The organism is Blautia faecis (assembly GCF_027662325.1).
GTDB lineage: Bacteria > Bacillota > Clostridia > Lachnospirales > Lachnospiraceae > Blautia_A > Blautia_A faecis.
Map to the genome: position 1 here is coordinate 59053 of NZ_JAQDKY010000007.1, position 19560 is coordinate 78612.

Below are 19560 nucleotides of genomic sequence, written 5' to 3' on the forward strand. Positions count from 1 at the left end.
CTGCCTCTGATACCATTAATGCAGGATTGGACATGACCAGCAGCAATATCGCCGGGATCCTCTCCTGGAATACGGTTGTAACTGCAGACTGGAATCCGGACAACAGCCAGTCTGTCTACAAAGGAGAATAATTTTATGGAAGAAAAAGTAAAGGCTTTTCTGGAGCTTGCCACTCAGAAAAAAGCCTCTGATATATTTATTATTGCCGGTCGTCCCCTTTCTGTAAAAATTGACGGAAAGCTCTGTACACTGGATGGTTTTGAAGAACGGCTCATGCCTCCGGAGACAGATGAATTTATCCGGATCATTTACAAGCTTGCTCACGACCGGAATATAGAACCTATGCTGGAAACCGGTGACGATGACTTTTCCATGGCTATCCCTGGTCTCTCAAGATTTCGTGTAAATACATACCGGCAGCGTGGTTCTCTTGCCGCTGTCATCCGTATTATTGCATTTAATCTGCCGGATCCGCAGGATCTGCACATTCCTCCAGCTGTTATGGAAGCAGCTGACCTTACCAAGGGAATGGTTCTGATCACAGGTCCCGCCGGAAGCGGAAAATCCACCACCATGGCTTGTATCATCGACAAGATCAATCACAGCCGTGAAGGACATATCATCACGCTGGAAGACCCTTTGGAATACCTGCACAGACATGACAAATGCATTGTCAGCCAGCGCGAGATCTGCACAGATACTGCCAATTATCTGGTTTCCCTGCGTGCCACCCTGCGTCAGAGCCCCGATGTGATTCTTCTTGGAGAAATGCGTGACCACGAGACTATCCAGACTGCCATGACTGCTGCTGAAACCGGACATCTGATTCTTTCCAGCCTTCATACTACCGGAGCCGCCAATACCATCAGCCGTATTATGGATGTTTTCGAGCCCAGCCAGCAGCATCAGATTGCCATTCAGCTTTCCATGGTTCTGCAGACTGTTATTTCCCAACAGCTGGTGCCGGATGTGAATGGGCACAATATTCCGGTTTTTGAGATCATGAGGCTTACCCCTGCCATTCGAAATATGATCCGCGACAACAAAATTTATCAGATTGACGGTGTGATCGCCTCTTCCTCCCAGGCAGACATGAAATCCATGGATAACAGCCTGCTGGAGCTTTATCGAAACCGCCAGATCACAAAAGAAACTGCACTTAAATATTCATCTAATCCAGAAATGTTAAAACGGAAGCTCATGTAATGGGCTTCCGTTTTTTTAATATCCGAAGGTTGTCCTGCTGCAAAAAACCTTATAGTTTTTACTATGTGCAGACTATCTTCTATTCCACAATGCTTTACTGTAAATTCTATTTCTTTTCTGCAATTGATTTCCTACTTTCTTGTAACTGCCGCCGATGCTTTATACTTTCCCTTTACAACACCATTGGGCTCTTTTACATAAGCACGCACATAATAACGGTACTTCTTTCCTTTTTTTACCTTCGTGTCTGTCCAGGTAGAAGTTTTCCCCTTCTTAATAGTAGCTGCCAGCTTATATTTTCCGCTTCCGGTTTTTTTGTAAATGTAATAGCCATCACATTTCTTCTGTGCCTTCCACTTTAATTTCAGACCTTTCTTCGTATTGGAAACCGACGAGACCGTCTGCCTGGAGGGTGCTGATTTATACTTTCCACTGGACTTGTAACTGCTTGCCACTGTTTTCTTGTTCACAGTACAATACGCCCTTACTGTATACTCGTAAACAGTAGCTGATTTTATCTTTGTATCTTTGTAGGATATAGTGGCTGCTTTCTTTATGTTTGCAAGTTTCGTCCATTTTCCTGAAGCCGTTTTTCTGTAAACCACATAGCCTGCTGCACCGGAAATCTTATTCCAGTTTACTGTATTGTAAAGTCCAGAAGAAACCTTCACCGACACAGACGGAGTGGCAAGCATTGTCTTAGCCGCAGCTTCCGCGGTATAATCGGAATATTTCGCAGTACCGTTCACCATACTGTACGCACGGATCTTGTATGTATATGTAATTCCCGGCTGAACTTTCGTATCTGTCCAGGAAGTATCCGACCAGGAGGCGGTCTCTACCTTCTGATACTCTCCGCCGGAGATTTTTCTATAGATCTGATATCCGGAAACTCCGGCTGCTTTACTCCAGGTCAGACTGATCTGGTTATAGGTGCGGGCCGCAGCCTGAAAGTAAGCAGGTCTGGTTACATTCACTGCACTGCTCAAGGTTCTTGTATGAGCTTTAATTCTTGCACAGGCACTTGGACTTGTTTTGGAAAAATCACTCCATCCATTTTTTTCATGATAACAGAAGCTCTGATCCGCCTCCAGGCCAGCCTGAAACTCCACCCAGTCATAAGCACTATTGGTCTCGCACAGATATTCCACTGTATCGGAACCGATATTGGTGATCACTACCGAATAAAGGGTTCCATTCATCAGATTTACCTCTGGCACTTCCACTGTGGAAATACCGGCATGTTCCTGATAAAAAGTTACCGGATTGGCATAGGCCGGAGTTCCGCTTACCGGATTGCTCTTATCCTTCAGATTTGTATAAATCTGAATGCTGTAGCTTCCTCCGTCAGAGTAAGTAGCCAGAACTACTTCTCCAAGGGCTTCTCCGTTCCCATTTCCGGCTTTTGCCTGAAAAACATTGGCAATGGAGGAAATCCCACTGCTGCCGGAAGGATACAGCTTCAGCTTGCTCAGTGCACTGGAACCATCATAGAAATAGTTGTTCCGGTACTTCGGACTGGTGGTGGCTTCTGCTGCTACAATATTATAATTGCATTTATTCTCATAGGAAATATAAAAATAACCGGCTTCTCCCCAGTCATCTCCCCAGCTGTTTCTGGCGATCCATGCCCCGTTTGAAGTAACATTGCTGGCAGAATTGAAATTTTCCCTGGAATAATTGTCATCCCATCCAATCAGGGTTATTGCATGATTCACGCCTGCACTTCCCGGGTAGCTGTATGCATACGTATACGGATTATAATAGGTATCATACATTCCAAAGGACATGGAAACAGATCCATATTCTGATATCAGGCTTTTAATATTATTTACAGAATAAGAAGAAAACGCCGCATTTTCCAGATAGGCTGTGGTCTGGTATGCCATTTGGGAGGACGGCACCTTGTCAGAGTCCAGAGTATGATCTGCATTTGTCTCATAAGGAACCTGGGATTCCAAAGCCATACCGCTCCACGTACTCAGAAAAATGGCAGCCAGGGTCTGATTTCCTCCATCTCTGTAGGAATGAAGGACCTCGTTTTTGTCATTAGCTGTATTTCCAAGGGAATCGTTCATTCGGTGGGCAAAGAAATATGCCAGATGTTCTTCTGACAGATCAAACAGCCCAGCTCCCGCCTGAAAAAATGAGATTTCCAGGTTGGCAGCCAATGTGTATGCCCAGCACATATTGGAAGGCTTTTGATTTCTCACCGGGATGGAAAGACTGCTTCGGGGATCGTATTTCGCAGGATAAGACGCAGCTCTGGCAGCACCTACGCTTCCTGTATCACCGTTTCCATTGCCAGCTGGCGGGTCTATATAGCTTAAGGGCTGCAGCTCACGGATCGGCTCCAGCTGAGCCTCAATCTCCGCATCGGTCAGATCGTCTTCATTTTTCTCTTCTTCGGCAGAATCCGGATCCATGCTGCCAAAGCCAAAATCTTGTTCCTGAAGTTCATCAGTACCACCATCTGAGAAACCGTCTGACAGGTCTTCCGATTGGGAGGGATTTCCATCTGTCATGCCTGTGAAGCTGGCATTGCCTGACTGACCGGCATCGTCTTCCGTACTTCCATTGCCAGCCTGGCTGTCATCGCCTTCTGCACTTCCATTGCCAGCCTGACTGTCACCGTCTTCTACACTTCCATTGCTAGCCTGGCTGTCATCAGCTAAAGTGCTTCCGCTCCCTGACTGATCATCACCTGCTGAAAAATCATCCTGCACATAAAACTCTTCCGCAGTCATCGCATCCGACGACACAGCTGATGCAGCGTCTCCTGCGCTTTCCATTTCCACACTTTCCGTCCAGACCATACTCTGCCCGGCAATATCTGCTGCCTGAATAGGCAAGCCTGTAAAAATCAGGGACTGGGCAAGTAACAGACTTACAGCTGCTTTTTTCAATAATTTCTTATATTTCATATTTACTCCTGTCGTTCTGAGCTTCCTGTTCCGGAGTATTTTTCACACAGGCTCCAGAGCGTATTAAAAAATCACCAGAACAGAATTTTCGTTCAAACAGATATTTTTCACTTATTTATGATTTTTTAGATATTTTTCCAGAAAATGTATTAATTTCTCCATTTCTTCCTGAGTCCCTACCGTGATCCGCAAATGATTGTCAATCCTCGGCTTCGGGAAGTATCTTACATAAATATGCTCCTGACGAAGGGCCTTAAAAATTTCTTTGGCCGGACAGCTTTTGTGAGAAGCAAAGATAAAGTTGGTCTTAGAATCCGGGAATGTGAAACCAAGGGCAGCCAGTTCTTTCTTCGCCCATTCTCTGGTAGCAATAATCTTCTCACATGTTTCTGTAAAATATGCCTTATCCTGGATAGCTGCCACACCGGTTGCAAGAGTGGTACGATCCATAGTGTAGGAATTGAAGGAATATTTTACATCGTTCAGAAAACTGATCAGCTGTGGATTGCCGCACGCAAAGCCGATACGCATTCCAGCCATGGAACGGGATTTGGAGAAGGTCTGAACTACCAGGAGATTGTCATATTTCTCTATAAGCTCCAGTGCTGATTTCGCTCCGAAATCTACATATGCTTCATCTACGATCACAATGACGTCCCGGTTGTGTAAGAGAATCTCCTCGATGTCACCGAGGGGCAGCTCCACTCCTGTAGGTGCATTGGGGTTCGGAAAAATAATTCCACCGTTTTCTCCGAAGTAATCTTCTTTGCGGATACAGAAGTTCTCATCGAGAGCTTTACATTCATATGGGATTCTGAAAAGATCCGCCCATACGTCATAGAAAGAATAGGTGATATCTGGAAAAAGGATCGGTTTATCTGAGTTAAAGAAGGTGAGGAAGCTCATGGCAAGTACATCATCTGAGCCAACACCTACAAAAACCTGCTCATCTTTCAGTCCATAATTCCGGGCAATTGCGTGTACCAGATCACTGGCTGTAGGGTCCGGGTAAAGGCGGAGGGTATCTGGCTGAATCTCATGTAATGCTTTCTCCACACCTGGTGCAGGGGGATATGGGTTCTCGTTTGTGTTCAGCTTGATCATGTCCGGCTGGTTGGGCTGCTCGCCGGGTGTATAAGGTACTACTTTACGAATGTTTGCTTCCCATGTATTCATTTCGGTCCATCCTCGCTTCTTCGTATTTTTATTATAATTTCCTTTTGAAAAATCTGTAGTATGCATGTTTCTGCATAGTTATTAGTATTTTACTTTTTTCCTTGGAGTTTGTCAAATTTCGTTGTGGGGTAGGGTGACATAATACACATTGTTCAAATGCGTCCCTCCTGAAGAACTTTTTAACCATAAAAAAGCCCCTTAGGAATTTTTATTGACTTCCTAAAGAGCTTTCAATATACAATCTTATTAACCTGCCAGGTGAAGGATTCCAATGAGGAATACCCAGCCAAGTCCATAATATGTCACAACAGCAACAAGGTCGTTGACGGTGGTGATCAATGGGCCAGAGGCTACGGCGGGGTCTACGCCTACTTTTTTGAAAAACAGAGGAATACAGGTACCTACGGCACTGGAGATCAGCATTGCAAGGAGCAGGGCGACTCCGATGCAGCCGGATACGGCGTATGCAAATACCAAAGTCTTTCCTTTAAATAAGTAAATGTAAAGTCCAATGAGTACAAAGGACAATATACCAAGCAACGCACCATTGCAAAGACCAATCCGCATTTCTTTAAATACAAGTTCCAGCTTCTGCTTGCCGGTGAGGGACTCATCCATCAGGACACGGATGGTTACAGCCAGGGACTGCGTACCGACGTTTCCGGCCATATCCAATATAAGGGACTGGAAGGCCATGATGATGGGAAGCTGGGTAACTACGTTCTCAAAGACACCAACTACAGAGGATACAACCATTCCAAGACCAAGAAGAACGATCAGCCATGGCATACGTTTCTTCATACTCTCTTTCAGCGGTTCCTTCAGATCTTCCTCTGCGGTAAGACCTGCCAGCATGGCGTAATCCTCTCCCATTTCATCATCAACCAGGTCGATGATATTGGAAGATGTGATAACACCTAAAAGGCGGTTGTCATTATCCAGCACGGGGATGGAATCCTCGGAATACGCTTTCAGTTCTTCGATACAGTCGTCAATATCCTCTTCAGCATATACATATGGGTAAGAGGTTGCCACCAGATCTTCCAGGGATTTATCCTGTCTTGCAATGATCAGGTCTTTCAGATCAATGGCTCCGTAAAATTTCTGTGACTCGGTTACCACAAAGATTGTGGAAATATTATCGTTCTTAGCAGCCTGTTCTACAAGGCTGTTCATAGCCTGCTTCACAGTCAGGTTCTCACGAATGATAATGCAATTGGTCGTCATGCGGCTGCCGATTTCATCCTCATCAAAGGAAGCAATCATCTCAATATCGTGGCGGACATCATCGTCCATTAATTCGAACAGCAATTTCTTTTTGGCTTTATCAATCTTATGAAGAACTTCCACAAGGGCATCGGTCTCCATACGTGAAAGAATGGCTGCACCTTTTTTCACATCCATCTCTTTCACATATTCTGCTGCATTATCTGAGTCCGTATACTCAAAAACATCGGACAGCATATTCAGGTCCAGAATACGGTACAGTTTGCAGCGTTCCTGAACAGTCAGCCTCGGCATTGCATCTGCAATGTCATTGGCATGAAAATCTCCCAGCTTATCGCTCATAGCTGCCGGAGAGGTATTACTTCTTACTACAGCCAGAATATCCTGGGTGTAGTCCTGCACTCTTTTCTCCATCCTACTTTCTCCAATCTGACAATAAGACAGTTCACCATTTCCAGGTGTTTATCTTATGTATTTTTGACAGACTTATACAAAGTCCATTTTTACGGACAGTAAAATCCGTATTTAAACAGAATATAAGCGTATAGCTTTTCTGTTCTTTGAGCGTGTTTGAAAAAGGTTTTCTGCAAGATGTACGTCACAATTTGTGGGAGATTTTACCAGAATGAGGGCACCATAGTGGGCTACGGCAACCGAATTCGGGTAAAATATACTGCAAAATGGAGCGCAGATTGCGGAAATGCTTTTTCAAACAGGTTCTAGGGAATATTGGATTCTTCTGAAGAACTCATAGGATAGAAAAAAGAAATGAAACAGTGTTCTTAAGCGCAATGCGCCTTTTACATGAAAAGAAGAACAGAATGTGCGCGATGCTCATCTGTCATTTCGTTTTTCCATCCTATGCAACTACTTCGCCCATGAGAATCGCAACTATCCATTCTGTTCACCTGCCTTTGTTCTTAGATTTTGTGGGAATATATTTTATTCCCACAGGTCATTCTAACTGCTTTTATACAAAAAATCAATTCCTATTTTGCTATTTACCTGATTTTTCACCTGATTTTTCAAGTTTCCTTCTATTTCTTTATATAGCTGTCATTTTTCTGTGGGCAAATAGAAAAAGAGAGACGGCAAAAGCCGTCTCAAAAGAATCAACACGCTATAAATTACAGTAACTGGCGCAATGGTCTTATTATAATTCTTAATACTCCATAGAACAGCTTCTTCTGCCAGTTCAGCTCTTTCGTTTCGTACTGTGCTCCTTCGGTCTCCTGTCCGTTTGACAGAACTTCTTTACTTTTTTCTATGTAAGTACCTTCCGTGAACTGAATCTGCTGATTCAGTTCTTTGCTGTCGATAACAAGCATTAATTCCGTATCCAGATAAGTACTTCTCATGTCCAGGTTATAGGATCCAACGATAGAGAGTCGGTCATCAAGCAGGACTGCTTTGGTGTGAACTGGAACCTCGTTCATCAGCTCATAGACATCGGCACCGGTATTCAGAATTTTCTTTTTCTGATTCAGGTAGTCGGTGCAGCCCCAGGGGTTGGAGCCTTTCTCTACTGCGTTAAGAATGATCTTTAACTGGGCATGGGACGCGATCTCATTTAAAGTGTCGTACATGTATCCGTTGCAGATCACATATGGGGTCTGGATCGTTACATTTTCTGCGTTCTGCGCCAGATAGCGGATTGTCTGAAGTACCAGGGGCGTTTTTGGACCTGCATGGGTTCCGTTGTTGACAAGCGTAATTTTATTCGCCGGAATGGTATCCTCCTGCCAGGAGCTGTAATCTTCAATATCGGTATATTTTTCTTTTAGGGAAGCGTAACGCATTTCTAAAGACTGGTATTGTTTTTCGTACTTTGAAAGTTTTTCCTGTGTCTCGTCTGTTATTTCATTTTCAACATTCGGTATTCCATTCACAATATTTGAGTTTTTCGAATTACTTTCTGCACCCTCACTGTCATCTGCTTCTTCTGACACAGAAATATCTGAACTATTCTTTTTTCTTCCACCCTTTATTTGCACGCAGTCCTCATTCCATATCTGCCAGAAATACGCTTCCAGTTCCTGCAAAGATTCTCCCTCGCCCTTTGTGATATCCCACACCAGAATATCCCTGTCCACATTGATATCCGTGGTATAATCTCCAAGGAAAATATCATTGCTGTTGCGTCCACCCAGTAGATACATTTCGTCATCCACGATCACATATTTATCGTGCATACGGTAATTCAGCTTAAATAAGCCTGCTGGAGTCACCGGATTGTAAACACCAACAACTACATTCTCCCTCGCTGCCAACGCCTGAAAGTCTTTACTTCCATTCAAGAAAAGCTGCTGGTAAATACCATCAATCAACAGTTTGATTTCCACACCTCTTTTGGCAGCTTGATCCAATGCTGCAAGAAGATCTGTTCCGCTTTCATCTGCCCGCAGATCAAAGGTTGCCAGTACAATACTCTTCTTCGCCGCTCCAATCATCCGCAGACGCCACAAAAGTGCCTCTTCATTGTCATCAATACAGCGGATCCGTTCGCCCCCTGACGTATCGGAAGTAAATTCTGTCTGTTTCAGCGTTTCCGTAAATTTTTCATCTGGCTTCCTGCAATACAGCGGTGCAAAAACATTTACCAGTACTACAATAAGTAAAAACCATAAAAATATATTCCGTATTCGTTTTAGATTTTTCTTTATCGTTATACACCCTTTCTAAAATCAACATTCCCACAAATATTTTTTTAAATCTACACAACCATTTTCTTTCAGAGTAACTCCTTCCTCTTTCAGCAGCCACTCCTGCTCTGTCCACCCCGGTGCCAGCCTCCCCATATGGTTCACCACCCGATGGCAGGGAAACTTCCCATAGTTCTCTGCATGTGACAACACTCCCGCCACCAATCTGGAATTCTTCTCCCGCCCGATCAGCTTCGCGATCTGTCCATAGGTTGCCACTCTCCCCGCCGGAATTTCCTCCACCACGGAAAGAATCTCATAGGCAAGATCATCGTTTAATTTGGAGATATTTTCTTTGCGCTTGTTTGTTTTCAGTAAATCTGAAAAGGGATCGTCAATCATAACTTTTGTCACCTACTTTTATTCATTTCTATTTTGCCATGTAGTATTTCGTTTGGTGGCCCACTTTTTTTGCTCCAGCACTATGCTGATGAGCTTTGACAATAGAAGCGTCAATTGACAGTTCTGTTAATTCGGCTTCTAAGCTCAAAACACGAAAAATATTATCAAGGGTGCCGTCTTCAATCCATTTACGGAAATGGGAATAAACAGTTTGCCAGGAACCATAACGTTCTGGAAGGTCTCGCCATGGAGCTCCGCTACGAGCAATCCAAACAATTCCTTTCAGAATTGTCCGGCTGCACTTTTGGGGGCGTCCCTGTTTTCCGGAATTTTCAGGCGGCAGTAATGGAGCTATACGGTTCCTTTCTTCATCGGTTAATTCGTATCGTCTCAACATAATTAACACCCCTTTTTCTTTATTCTAACATGAAAATGGGTATTAGAATATATGTTTTGTGCAACTTTTATTTTTCAAACAGGCTCTAGCGTAGGCGTAATCGACAGGGAAAATTATGTTGTACCCATTTGGACAATTTGAATATAAGACTCCCTCGTAAATCAAAATGCCATCACACCGACTACTCCAAGTGTGATGGCATATGCCTTCTTTCTGTATTTTCCTACTTGATTTACGGATGGGTAATTGAATGTTCCCGCCGGGGTATCACAGATACTGGCTAAACTTTATCTTTTCCTTATTCGGTCCCTTAATTGTGAAAAATCTGACTCCGTTTTCCCAGAATGATAAAAAATGGATCGTATCCCTGGTGGTATTTAAACCAGCATGGTTGATCAGTTCATATACTTTTTCGATGTCTTTTACATCAATTGCAACGTGATCTATAGCGCCTGATTCCATTTTAGCAGCTTTATTCTCATATGTCTCAATTACCAGATTATTCAGCTTGAGGAATGCAACTTTCTCATTTGCTTCCTCGTTAACAGTTTGCAAAGCGACCTCAAATCCAAGCCTTCTATAAAATTCAACGGTTGTTTCTATATCATTTGTAGGAATTCCCACATGCTGAATTCCATTTAACTGCTTCCTTAACATTATTTCTCCTCCTTTTTTTCTCATATAACAGCCCGGCTTCAGCCAGTTTTTCTAAAATCCACCTCTTTTCCTCTTCCGTCTCAACTGGAAACTGCAATTCTCCATATGCAAAATCCGGCAGGCTTAAGACTCCAAGCATGGATTTCGCGTCCACAATATAGCGTCCATAACAAAGATCCACATCGCAGGAAATTGATTCTGCAATACTGACCAATTTACTTGCATTCTGCATAGTTCCCAATGTTACTTTTATTTTCATCGCTTTCACGCTCCTACGCAAACAGACTAATCACAATAGCACAGACCAGACCTGTAATTCCAATAATGGTTTCCATCATGGTCCAGGATTTCAAAGTCGTTTTCTCATCAATCTCAAGAAGGGAACTGACCAGCCAGAAGCCTGAATCATTTACATGACTGAAAGCAGTTGCTCCTCCGTTGATGGCACAGACCATGGCAGCCAGATAAAGTGGTGACAGTCCTGCTATTCCAGGCATAGCGGCCATGATTCCAGCTGCCATTGTCATGGCTACCACAGCAGCTCCAACAGACGAGCGGATCAGTGCTGCAATGAGAAAAGCAATCAATACTAACGGAAGTCCGCTTTTTTCAAGGGCTGGTCCAATAATATTTCCCATTCCGCAGTCCTGAAGCACCCAGCGGACAATTCCGCCGCCAGTAATTACCAGTAGGATTTGTCCTGTAGGGCGCAGGGAACGGTCCAGAATTTTCTTTAACTGCTCTCCATCATATCCCTGTTTTTTTCCAAGGAAGTACATGGCACACAACACAGCAATGATCAGCGCTACAAATGGAGTTCCCAGAAATTCCAGCACTGGTCTCGCCGGAGCAATACCAGGAATATAAGTTGAAAGTGTGTTACACAAAATCAGTACCAATGGTACAAGGATAATACATAACACTGTAGAAAACTTCGGAAGATTTCCTTCTTCGGCTTCCCAAACTTCCTGAATATTTGAAGGAAGTCCTGCATCAATTTTACTTCCGATAAATTTTGACCATAAAATACCTGCAAAAATCAGTGACAAAATTCCAACAGGCACACCTACTGCGATCATAATGCCAAGATCCACGTTCAGCATATTTGCCACCAGGACAGAGCCTGCTGATGGCGGAATAAATGCAAAGCCTGTGGCAAGTCCAGCCAGAAGAGGGATCACATAATATAAAGTAGATTTCTTTGTCTTTTTTGCAAGTCCGAATGCCAGTGGAATGAGAATCACCACGCCAGCCTCAAAGAATACGGTTGTACCAACTACCAGCCCTGTGATTCCCAATGCAATTCCAGATTTTTTCTCACCGAATTTATTGATCAAAGTCTGGGCAACACATTGTGCACCTCCTGATACTTCCAGGATTCCTCCAAACAAAGAGCCAAGTCCAATTAATAGGATAATTCCCTGCAAGGTATCCCCCGCACCTTTTTCCACTGTACTTACCAGGGTTGGAACCGGCATTCCGGCTCCAAGCCCAATAACCAATGCTGAAATCAGCAGTGATAAAATCGGATGAATCTTAAATTTAATGATAAGAAGCAGAAGCAATATAATTCCTGTCCCTGCCGCGATCAGCAGTCTGGCTGACTCTGCCACAAATACCGGTTCTGTCATTTTGTATTTCCTCCCCAAATTTCTCATTCAATAGTCTACAATTAAACAGATAACAACACCCGCATTTTTGCTATCCTATATTCGGGACTTATCAGCATAGTGCATCCCAGATAAATTTATTACGCTGTAACATATTTATGAATTGTAGCTCTCACAGCTCCCGGCCCTGCGATCATTTCCCTGAACATGTTCTCAATCTTCTCTCCCACACCAGCTTTGTAAAGATCTATGAAAAACAGGCGCTCGTTAGAAAGGATCGGTTTCAGCTGATTCTTAAAAGTCTCAGGCTTTCCAATAACAATATCCTTTAACTGTTCCTGGAGTTCCTCATTCATCGGATCTGGTGCCAGTTCATATTTATTCCCTGCATCATCCACTGCCAGCATATATCTTAACCAGCCAGCGATTCCAAGAGGAATTGCTGTGAGCTTAGATGCATTCCCGAATCTCTTCACATATGCCTTTACAGTCTCTCCAAAACGGATTCCAACCATCTGGGATACATCCACAGCAAGACGAAGGTTGGTATCGCCAAGGTATTCATTTGGGAAACGATCGTTAAAAAGCTCATCCACAAATGCCTGTGGGGAAAGGATTCCAGGATCAGCAGCTACCGGAAGTCCCTCACTATAGGCTACCATACGTGCCATTTTCATCATGTCTTCATTTGTATTCAGCATATGGGCAAAAAGGTCATATCCAAGAACCACGCCAAGAGGACCAGTTGCAGAATGAACCGGATTCAGACATACCGTTACTTTCATTCTCTCAGAAAGATTTACTGTATTTCTGTCTGCCATGTATACGCCGAAGCCTTTTTCCAGAGCAGGACGTCCATTGGGGAAGCTGTCCTCGATTACAAGATACTGTGGTTTCTCAGCATTTACAAATGGTGCAATATATGTTTTCTTGCTTGTGATAACAGGCTGCATGCTTTCTACGCCAAGCTTCTCAAGGTCAGCTGCAATCTGCTCACTGGGACGAGGTGTGATCTTATCGATCATGGTCCATGGGAAAGCAACCACTTTCTCATCACTTACATAGCTTATAAATCCATCATCTACAAATCCGGCTTTCTTCCATTCTTCTGTCATAGTCAGCACAGACTCACGAAGCTTCGCACCATTCTGGGAGCAATTGTCCATGGATACAAGAGCGATCGGATATTCGCCTGCTTTATATCTCTCGTAGAGCATTGCCACCAGAACTGCCATGGCACCTGTGGCCTTATTCGGACCATTCTGGATATCAGCCTGTACAAATGGGAACCAGGTTCCGTCAGCTTTATGTAATGCATATCCTTTTTCCGTGATGGTAAAGGATACCATCTGAAGGGATTTACTGGTAAAAATTTCTTTCAGACGGTTCCACTGAGCCAGTTCTGAAGACTGAGCCTTTACAGCTTCTGCCAGAGCGCCCAAAACCTTATATTCACGGGTTCCGTCTCCATGAAGGATTACATTTAATCCAAGATTGTCATATGGTTCATAAATCTTATCCACTACATCATAGTCAAAGGTCTCCACACAGGTAATTCCTCTGTCCAGAATTTCGTCTTCCAGAAGTCCGTCTGCAATACCACCGATAAATACACGGAAAATATTGCCGATTCCAAAATGTACCCATACTGGAGCTTCTTTCGCTTTGGCAGATATTTTCTCCACATCATAACCTGGAAGCTGAATTCCTGCATTTTCCCATGCTTCATGCTCTTTGATTCCGTTTAATGTTAATTTCATGTTCTGTTCCTCCCTAATTTTCTTATTGTACAGATCTGATTCTCAATCCCAATCTGTTTTGTTGTTCTTTATGTTTCTTTTTGTTTTAACTTATGTGTATGTCTTAATTGTAAGTCGAGTATATATCTTTTCTTTTCAAAAATCCATTGACAGAAATTCTAATTTTTGTTTCTAATTTTTGTATGGTTTTACCAGTAATTTTCTGCTTATTGCTTTTTTAACTGTTCTATACTAAAATGCAAGTAAGACTTAACATTATCTAATAAAGTAAAGATTACATGATTACTGTTCACTTCATAGTCTGCAATACAAGCTTTGTTACCAATGGACAGTAACATTACCTATTTGAATATTTATTAGCAGTCACTAACCTTATGTTGTACTAAAGACATAACCAGGAGACCATCATGAGTGAAAAAGGATTAACCACCATTGCTTTAAAGAAAATAAACCGTTCCAAAATTTACCAATACATTTACCGGAGCAAACTGACCTCAAAGCTACAGATCGTTCAGGATCTGCAGATGGGTCTGTCTACTGTCAGCCAGAATTTAAATCTTCTGGAAAATGAAGGGCTGATTGAGAAAAATGGTTACTTTGATTCCACCGGAGGACGAAAGGCCAATGCCATTCAGATTGTTTCGGATTTCAGAATTTCCATTGGTGTTGGAATATTAAAAAATATGTTTTATATCACCGCCATTGATCTGTACGGAAACACGGTCTATACGGATACAATTCCGCTTACCTACTCAAACACAGCTGCGTATTACCAGCAGATCACTGACAAAGTCAAGGACTTTATTGAAAAAAACCAGTATCCGGAAGACAAAATTCTTGGTGTTTCCATTGCTACCCAGGGAATCACCTCCCCGGACAATACCACTGTTATTTACGGAAACATTATGAACAACACCGGTATGCGTCTGAAGGATTTTTCCAGGCATCTGCCCTATCCCTGCCATCTGGAGCATGACTCCAAATCAGCTGCTTTTCTGGAATTATGGAATCATCCGGAGCTTGACAGTGCTGTTGTTTTTTTATTGAATCGAAATCTTGGCGGTGCCATTATCACCAATCACCAGATTCACCAGGGATGTTCTATGCACAGCGGAACAATCGAGCATATATGCGTCAACCCTGACGGACCGCTTTGCTACTGCGGAAACCGGGGCTGTCTGGAAACCTATTGCTCTGCCAACTCCTTGGAACAGGCCAGCGGCATGACTATAAAGGAATTTTTTCCTCTTTTAAGAGAAAAAAAATCCCCCCAGCTTATACAAATCTGGGAGGATTATCTGAAACATCTGGCTTTTGCAATGAAAAACCTGAATCTGGTTATTGATGCACCCATCATTATCAGTGGATATCTGGCACCTTATTTTACGGAAGATGACACGGATTATCTGCTGCGGCAGATCAATTCCATGACTCCATTTGAGCTGAAAGAAGAACAGATTCTCGTGGGCACACATGGGCAGTATACACCTGCGATCGGGGCTGCACTTTTTTATGTGAAGGAATTTATCCAGTCAGTTTGACACTAAAAAAGCTACTGTTCACTCTGTGACCAGCAACACGCTTCGGGATGCACAGAAATCATGCATTCGCATGATTTCGCGCCGAGGTTCTCGTTTTTTCTGTGAGCTTTGCTTACAAAAAACACCTCGCAGAATGTTACCAATAAACAGTAACCTAAAAAATCAATGCAAAATATGTAATTACACATTTTTCTTGACAAAAGTTTTCGCTCTTATTATAATTACCGTTGTTAATTAACAGTGGTAATTATTTTTTTGTAAGGAGAAATAACTATGGACATTGAACTTATCAAACGTATGATGGATGCCTGTTATCAGGGCAAGCGAATCCGAGATATGCTGCCGCCTCTGCCAGATGGAGTTGCATCTTCTTATATTCAATATCTGGATATCATTGAAAAGCTGGAAAAGCAGGGAATCCAAGTGAAGGTATCAGATGTAAGTGATGCTCTTTCCCTCCCACGTCCCGGTGTAACTCGTACAGTGAAGGACATGGAAGCCAAAGGCTATGTGAAAAAGTTTGCATCTGCAGAGGACGGCCGGGTTACTTATCTTACTGTCACAGAAGCCGGAAAAGCCCTTTCCGAAAAGTACAATAAGCAGTACTTTACTATCCTGTCCGGTTATGTAGACAGTATTCCAGATGAGGACATTCTGTGTACCATCCGGACCATGAAGAAATTTTATAAAATTATGTGTGAAAGGAGAATTGACCTTGACAAATGAAAAGAATGATTTCACCCAGGGCAGTATTCTGAAAAAGCTTGCCCTTTTTATGCTGCCGATTCTTGGTGCCCTTGTACTGCAGGCAGCATATGGTGCCGTAGACCTTCTGGTAGTTGGACGCTTCGGCTCCACCTCCGGATTATCTGCCGTTTCTACCGGAAGCCAGGTACTGAACCTTGTTACCTTTGTGGTGACACAGTTTGCTATGGGAATCACAGTCCTCATAGCCCGCTATCTTGGCGAAAAAAAGCCGGAACGGATTGGCTCTGTTATTGGCGGTGCTGCAGTTGTTTTTGCTGTCATTTCTGCCATACTTTTTATTGTAATGATTGCTTTCGCCCACCCTATTTCCGTGCTTATGCAGGCTCCTGCGGAGGCTGTTTCACTTACCACAAGCTATGTAAGAATCTGTGGGAGCGGTATTTTCTTCATTGTTGCCTACAACCTGCTTGCTGCTATTTTCCGCGGGCTTGGTGACAGTAAATCGCCGCTTTTATTCGTTCTGGTAGCCTGTATTGTAAATATTTTCGGAGATTTATTTCTGGTTGCAGGACTTCATCTGGATGCCGCCGGCGCAGCTCTCGCAACCGTTTTCGCACAGGCGGTCAGTGTAGTATGTGCGATCGTCATCCTACTGAAAAAGAAGCTGCCCTTTTCCATCCAAAAATCCAACTTCCGTTTTAATTCCCAATGTAAACGATTTCTGGGAATCGGGCTGCCTCTTGCTCTCCAGGAATTTCTTACCCAGCTGTCCTTCCTGGCACTTTGTGCATTTGTAAACAGATTGGGACTGGAAGCCTCCTCCGGATATGGGGTTGCCTGCAAAATTGTAAACTTTGCCATGCTGATTCCAAGCGCACTGATGCAGTCCATGGCATCCTTCGTTTCCCAGAATGTAGGAGCGGGAAAGCCGAAGCGTGCAAAGCAGTCCATGTTCACCGGAATCGGAGTCGGACTGCTATTCGGATGTTTGGTTTTTGTTCTGATTCTATTGAAGGGTGATGTACTTGCCAGCCTGTTCTCAACTGATGCAGCAGTTATCCAGAAAGGCTTTGAGTATCTGAAGGGCTTCGCGTCTGAAACAATTTTAACAGCAATTATGTTTAGTATGGTTGGTTATTTTAACGGAAATAACCAGACCTTATGGGTTATGTTTCAGGGATTGTTCCAGACACTTCTGGTGCGTCTTCCAATGTCATATTATATGAGCATTCAGCCTGCTGCCAGCCTGACAAAAATCGGTCTGGCAGCACCTGCCTCCACACTGGTAGGCATTTTGCTTAATGTAATTTTCTTTCTGTACTTCAACAAAAAAATCAATAACAGGCAATAAGTAAAAAAACAGTCCCCTGCGCAGTCTGTAAAATGTACTGCGTAGGGGACTTGTTTTGTGGCGGAGTTATTCTTATTACGCCCGTTCTGCTTTTTTTTCAGTTTCTGGTTTTTCCAAAAGCTTCTTAATACCCTGGATTGCAACCAGCACGCCAAGTATTAACAGTAATACTGCAAATATCAGCTGTAAAGAATTTCCAAGATCCAGACCTGTTGTTACAAATGCTTTGGAAAGCTTTACAATTGTCATTCCAAGTGCGGTAAAGGTAACTGCCATCATAAATACCATTGGTACCCAGAGCATCCAGCCCTGACGCTTGGTTTTCTTTAAAAATACGGCACAGGCTACCAGTGCCAGTACGGATAACAGCTGGTTTGCAGAACCAAACAGTGGCCAGATTTCTGCATATCCAACCTTTGTAAGCAGGTAAGCAAGTACAAGTGTAATGATGGTTGCAAAGTATTTGTTTGTTACCACTTTCTGGAATGGACTCATATTTTTCTCATCTGTGTCGGAATCAAGGAAAAATTCCTGGAAGGACAGACGTCCTACTCTGGCTACAGAATCAAGAGATGTAAGCGCAAATGCGGATACTGCAAGGTTGATCAGAGTGAACACAAGGGAGTGAGGCAAACCGATCACAGAAAGGAAGTTTGCAATCGCACCTGCGAAAATCTGTGGCTGGGTGGTAAGTCCCTGTGCAGCAGCCTCTCCTTTTCCAAATGATGCAACTGCGATCAATGCGATGATTGCAAGCATACTTTCCATAAGCATTGCACCAAAGGAAACCGGCAGCATGTTCTTTTCATTTTTGATCTGCTTGGAAGCAGTACCGGAAGATACCAGGGAATGGAAGCCGGAAACTGCACCACAGGCAATTGTTACAAATAAAATTGGGAACATGTACTGTCCATCTACATTAAAGCTTGTAAATGCCTGAAGATTACATGCCGGGTTCGCTGCAAATACACCGATAACAGCGCCCACGATCATGAAGATCAGCAGATAGCTGTTCAGATAATCACGTGGCTGAAGCAGCGCCCATACAGGAGCTACACTGGCGATCAGAATATATACAAAGATAATAATGTGCCAGGTTCCAAGGCTTACATACATTGGGAACTGCAGTCCCAGCACAATTGCTGCAACCAACAGCACAATTGCAAAAGCAGTATTTACCCATTTATTGAACTTTGTGTACTTCAGGAAAAATCCAAGTCCAACTGCTTCAAAAATGAATAACATGGAAGTTGTTGCAACAGCTCCGTTTGCCACTACCTTTGTCACTTCTCCTGCATCATTTGTGGCAAATCCGTTAAAGGTTCCGGCTACAACATCTGCGAATGCCGCAACAACCAGAATACAGAACAGCCAGCAGAATAAAAGGAATAATTTTTTTCCAAGTTTTCCAATGTACGCTTCAATAATGTATCCGATTGTACGTCCTTTGTTCTTTACAGAGGCATACATAGATGCAAAGTCCTGAACTGCTCCAAAGAACACACCACCGATCAGGATCCAAAGAAGTACCGGAAGCCATCCAAAAATGGCAGCCTGGATTGGTCCATTGATCGGGCCAGCACCGGCAATGGATGCGAACTGATGTCCAAATACTACATTGGTATCAGCCGGTACATAATCAACTCCATCCTCCATTTCGTAAGCCGGAGTTTTTGCTTTCGGGTCAATTCCCCATTTGTTCTGGAGGTAACGGCCATACAGAAGATAGGCGCCGCCCAGAACTACGATAGCGATTACCATCATCATAATTCCACTCATAATCTTTCTCCTCGTCTTTCATTTGTAGTCAAGTGGTTAATATATAAAAAACGCCCTTGCTATCCAATGGATAACAAAGGCGGAATTTCCGTGGTACCACTTTGTATTATCGTATCTATTACTAAATACGACCACTCATTGCTGTCTGTATAAACAGCTTCTTCTGTAACGTGAAGACTA

15 protein-coding genes, 2 pseudogenes and 1 other annotated feature (1 of these 18 only partly in view) are annotated in these 19560 nt (G+C 43.3%); of the genes and pseudogenes, 5 read left to right on the plus strand and 12 right to left on the minus strand.

Annotated elements, in window-relative coordinates:
- The first annotated feature begins 135 nt into the window (after window positions 1-135).
- Window positions 136-1206 carry a type IV pilus twitching motility protein PilT gene (locus PGQ38_RS05440; protein WP_173717895.1) on the plus strand — a complete coding sequence of 357 codons (1071 nt, stop codon included), beginning with the start codon at window positions 136-138 and terminating at the stop codon, window positions 1204-1206.
- A 131-nt stretch (window positions 1207-1337) separates the two neighbouring features.
- Here PGQ38_RS05440 and PGQ38_RS05445 read toward each other — a convergent pair whose 3' ends face one another.
- The 4 genes and pseudogenes from PGQ38_RS05445 to PGQ38_RS20965 form a co-directional block, all read right to left on the minus strand.
- Window positions 1338-4130, minus strand: coding sequence for a C1 family peptidase (locus PGQ38_RS05445; protein ID WP_270430980.1), 2793 nt, complete (start codon window positions 4128-4130; stop codon window positions 1338-1340).
- Between the two features lie 111 nt (window positions 4131-4241).
- On the minus strand, window positions 4242-5306 hold the full coding sequence (gene hisC / locus PGQ38_RS05450; protein WP_270430981.1) for a histidinol-phosphate transaminase: 1065 nt from the start codon (window positions 5304-5306) through the stop codon (window positions 4242-4244).
- Between the two features lie 246 nt (window positions 5307-5552).
- Complete coding sequence (gene mgtE / locus PGQ38_RS05455; RefSeq protein WP_118580463.1) at window positions 5553-6947, minus strand: magnesium transporter; 1395 nt, start codon at window positions 6945-6947, stop codon at window positions 5553-5555.
- A 111-nt stretch (window positions 6948-7058) separates the two neighbouring features.
- Window positions 7059-7166: pseudogene (locus tag PGQ38_RS20965) on the minus strand (DUF6783 domain-containing protein); the annotation flags it as partial.
- On the opposite strand from PGQ38_RS20965, the pseudogene PGQ38_RS20970 reads away from it, so the two are divergent.
- A pseudogene (locus PGQ38_RS20970) lies at window positions 7116-7287 on the plus strand (DUF6783 domain-containing protein); the annotation flags it as partial. The pseudogenes PGQ38_RS20965 and PGQ38_RS20970 overlap by 51 nt on opposite strands.
- A gap of 373 nt (window positions 7288-7660) precedes the next feature.
- Here the strand turns inward: PGQ38_RS20970 and PGQ38_RS05460 are convergent.
- The 7 genes from PGQ38_RS05460 to PGQ38_RS05490 all read right to left on the minus strand — a co-directional run bounded on the left by PGQ38_RS05460 (window position 7661) and on the right by PGQ38_RS05490 (window position 14001).
- The gene (locus PGQ38_RS05460) at window positions 7661-8998 is read right to left on the minus strand and encodes a phospholipase D-like domain-containing protein (protein ID WP_270430982.1); all 1338 of its coding nucleotides are present in this window, start codon (window positions 8996-8998) and stop codon (window positions 7661-7663) included.
- A 219-nt stretch (window positions 8999-9217) separates the two neighbouring features.
- Entirely contained in the window at window positions 9218-9577 is a 360-nt protein-coding gene (locus tag PGQ38_RS05465) for an MGMT family protein (RefSeq protein ID WP_207739503.1), read from the minus strand.
- Between the two features lie 28 nt (window positions 9578-9605).
- On the minus strand, window positions 9606-9974 hold the full coding sequence (locus tag PGQ38_RS05470) for an IS5 family transposase (protein WP_270430983.1): 369 nt from the start codon (window positions 9972-9974) through the stop codon (window positions 9606-9608).
- A gap of 267 nt (window positions 9975-10241) precedes the next feature.
- Window positions 10242-10631 (minus strand): VOC family protein, encoded by a 390-nt coding sequence (locus tag PGQ38_RS05475; protein ID WP_270430984.1) that lies wholly within the window; start codon window positions 10629-10631, stop codon window positions 10242-10244.
- The gene (locus PGQ38_RS05480; RefSeq protein ID WP_227198895.1) at window positions 10579-10890 is read right to left on the minus strand and encodes an HPr family phosphocarrier protein; all 312 of its coding nucleotides are present in this window, start codon (window positions 10888-10890) and stop codon (window positions 10579-10581) included. The genes PGQ38_RS05475 and PGQ38_RS05480 overlap by 53 nt, the downstream gene beginning before the upstream one ends.
- A 13-nt stretch (window positions 10891-10903) precedes the next feature.
- A complete protein-coding gene (locus tag PGQ38_RS05485) occupies window positions 10904-12262 on the minus strand; it encodes a GntP family permease (protein ID WP_270430985.1) in 1359 nt (452 codons plus the stop codon).
- Between the two features lie 119 nt (window positions 12263-12381).
- The gene (locus tag PGQ38_RS05490; RefSeq protein ID WP_270430986.1) at window positions 12382-14001 is read right to left on the minus strand and encodes a mannitol dehydrogenase family protein; all 1620 of its coding nucleotides are present in this window, start codon (window positions 13999-14001) and stop codon (window positions 12382-12384) included.
- 407 nt (window positions 14002-14408) lie between these two features.
- Here PGQ38_RS05490 and PGQ38_RS05495 point away from each other — a divergent pair, with 407 nt between their 5' ends.
- The 3 genes from PGQ38_RS05495 (at window position 14409) to PGQ38_RS05505 (ending at window position 17601) form a co-directional block, all read left to right on the plus strand.
- Window positions 14409-15542, plus strand: a complete 1134-nt coding sequence (locus PGQ38_RS05495) for an ROK family transcriptional regulator (RefSeq protein ID WP_270430987.1) — start codon at window positions 14409-14411, stop codon at window positions 15540-15542.
- A gap of 273 nt (window positions 15543-15815) precedes the next feature.
- Entirely contained in the window at window positions 15816-16268 is a 453-nt protein-coding gene (locus PGQ38_RS05500) for a MarR family winged helix-turn-helix transcriptional regulator (protein ID WP_187565110.1), read from the plus strand.
- A complete protein-coding gene (locus PGQ38_RS05505) occupies window positions 16258-17601 on the plus strand; it encodes an MATE family efflux transporter (RefSeq protein ID WP_270430989.1) in 1344 nt (447 codons plus the stop codon). The genes PGQ38_RS05500 and PGQ38_RS05505 overlap by 11 nt, the downstream gene beginning before the upstream one ends.
- A 75-nt stretch (window positions 17602-17676) precedes the next feature.
- On the opposite strand, the gene PGQ38_RS05510 is transcribed toward PGQ38_RS05505, so the two are convergent.
- Entirely contained in the window at window positions 17677-19380 is a 1704-nt protein-coding gene (locus PGQ38_RS05510) for a carbon starvation CstA family protein (protein ID WP_118580448.1), read from the minus strand.
- 72 nt (window positions 19381-19452) lie between these two features.
- Window positions 19453-19560 (minus strand) — a binding site (T-box leader); it runs 146 nt beyond the window's last position.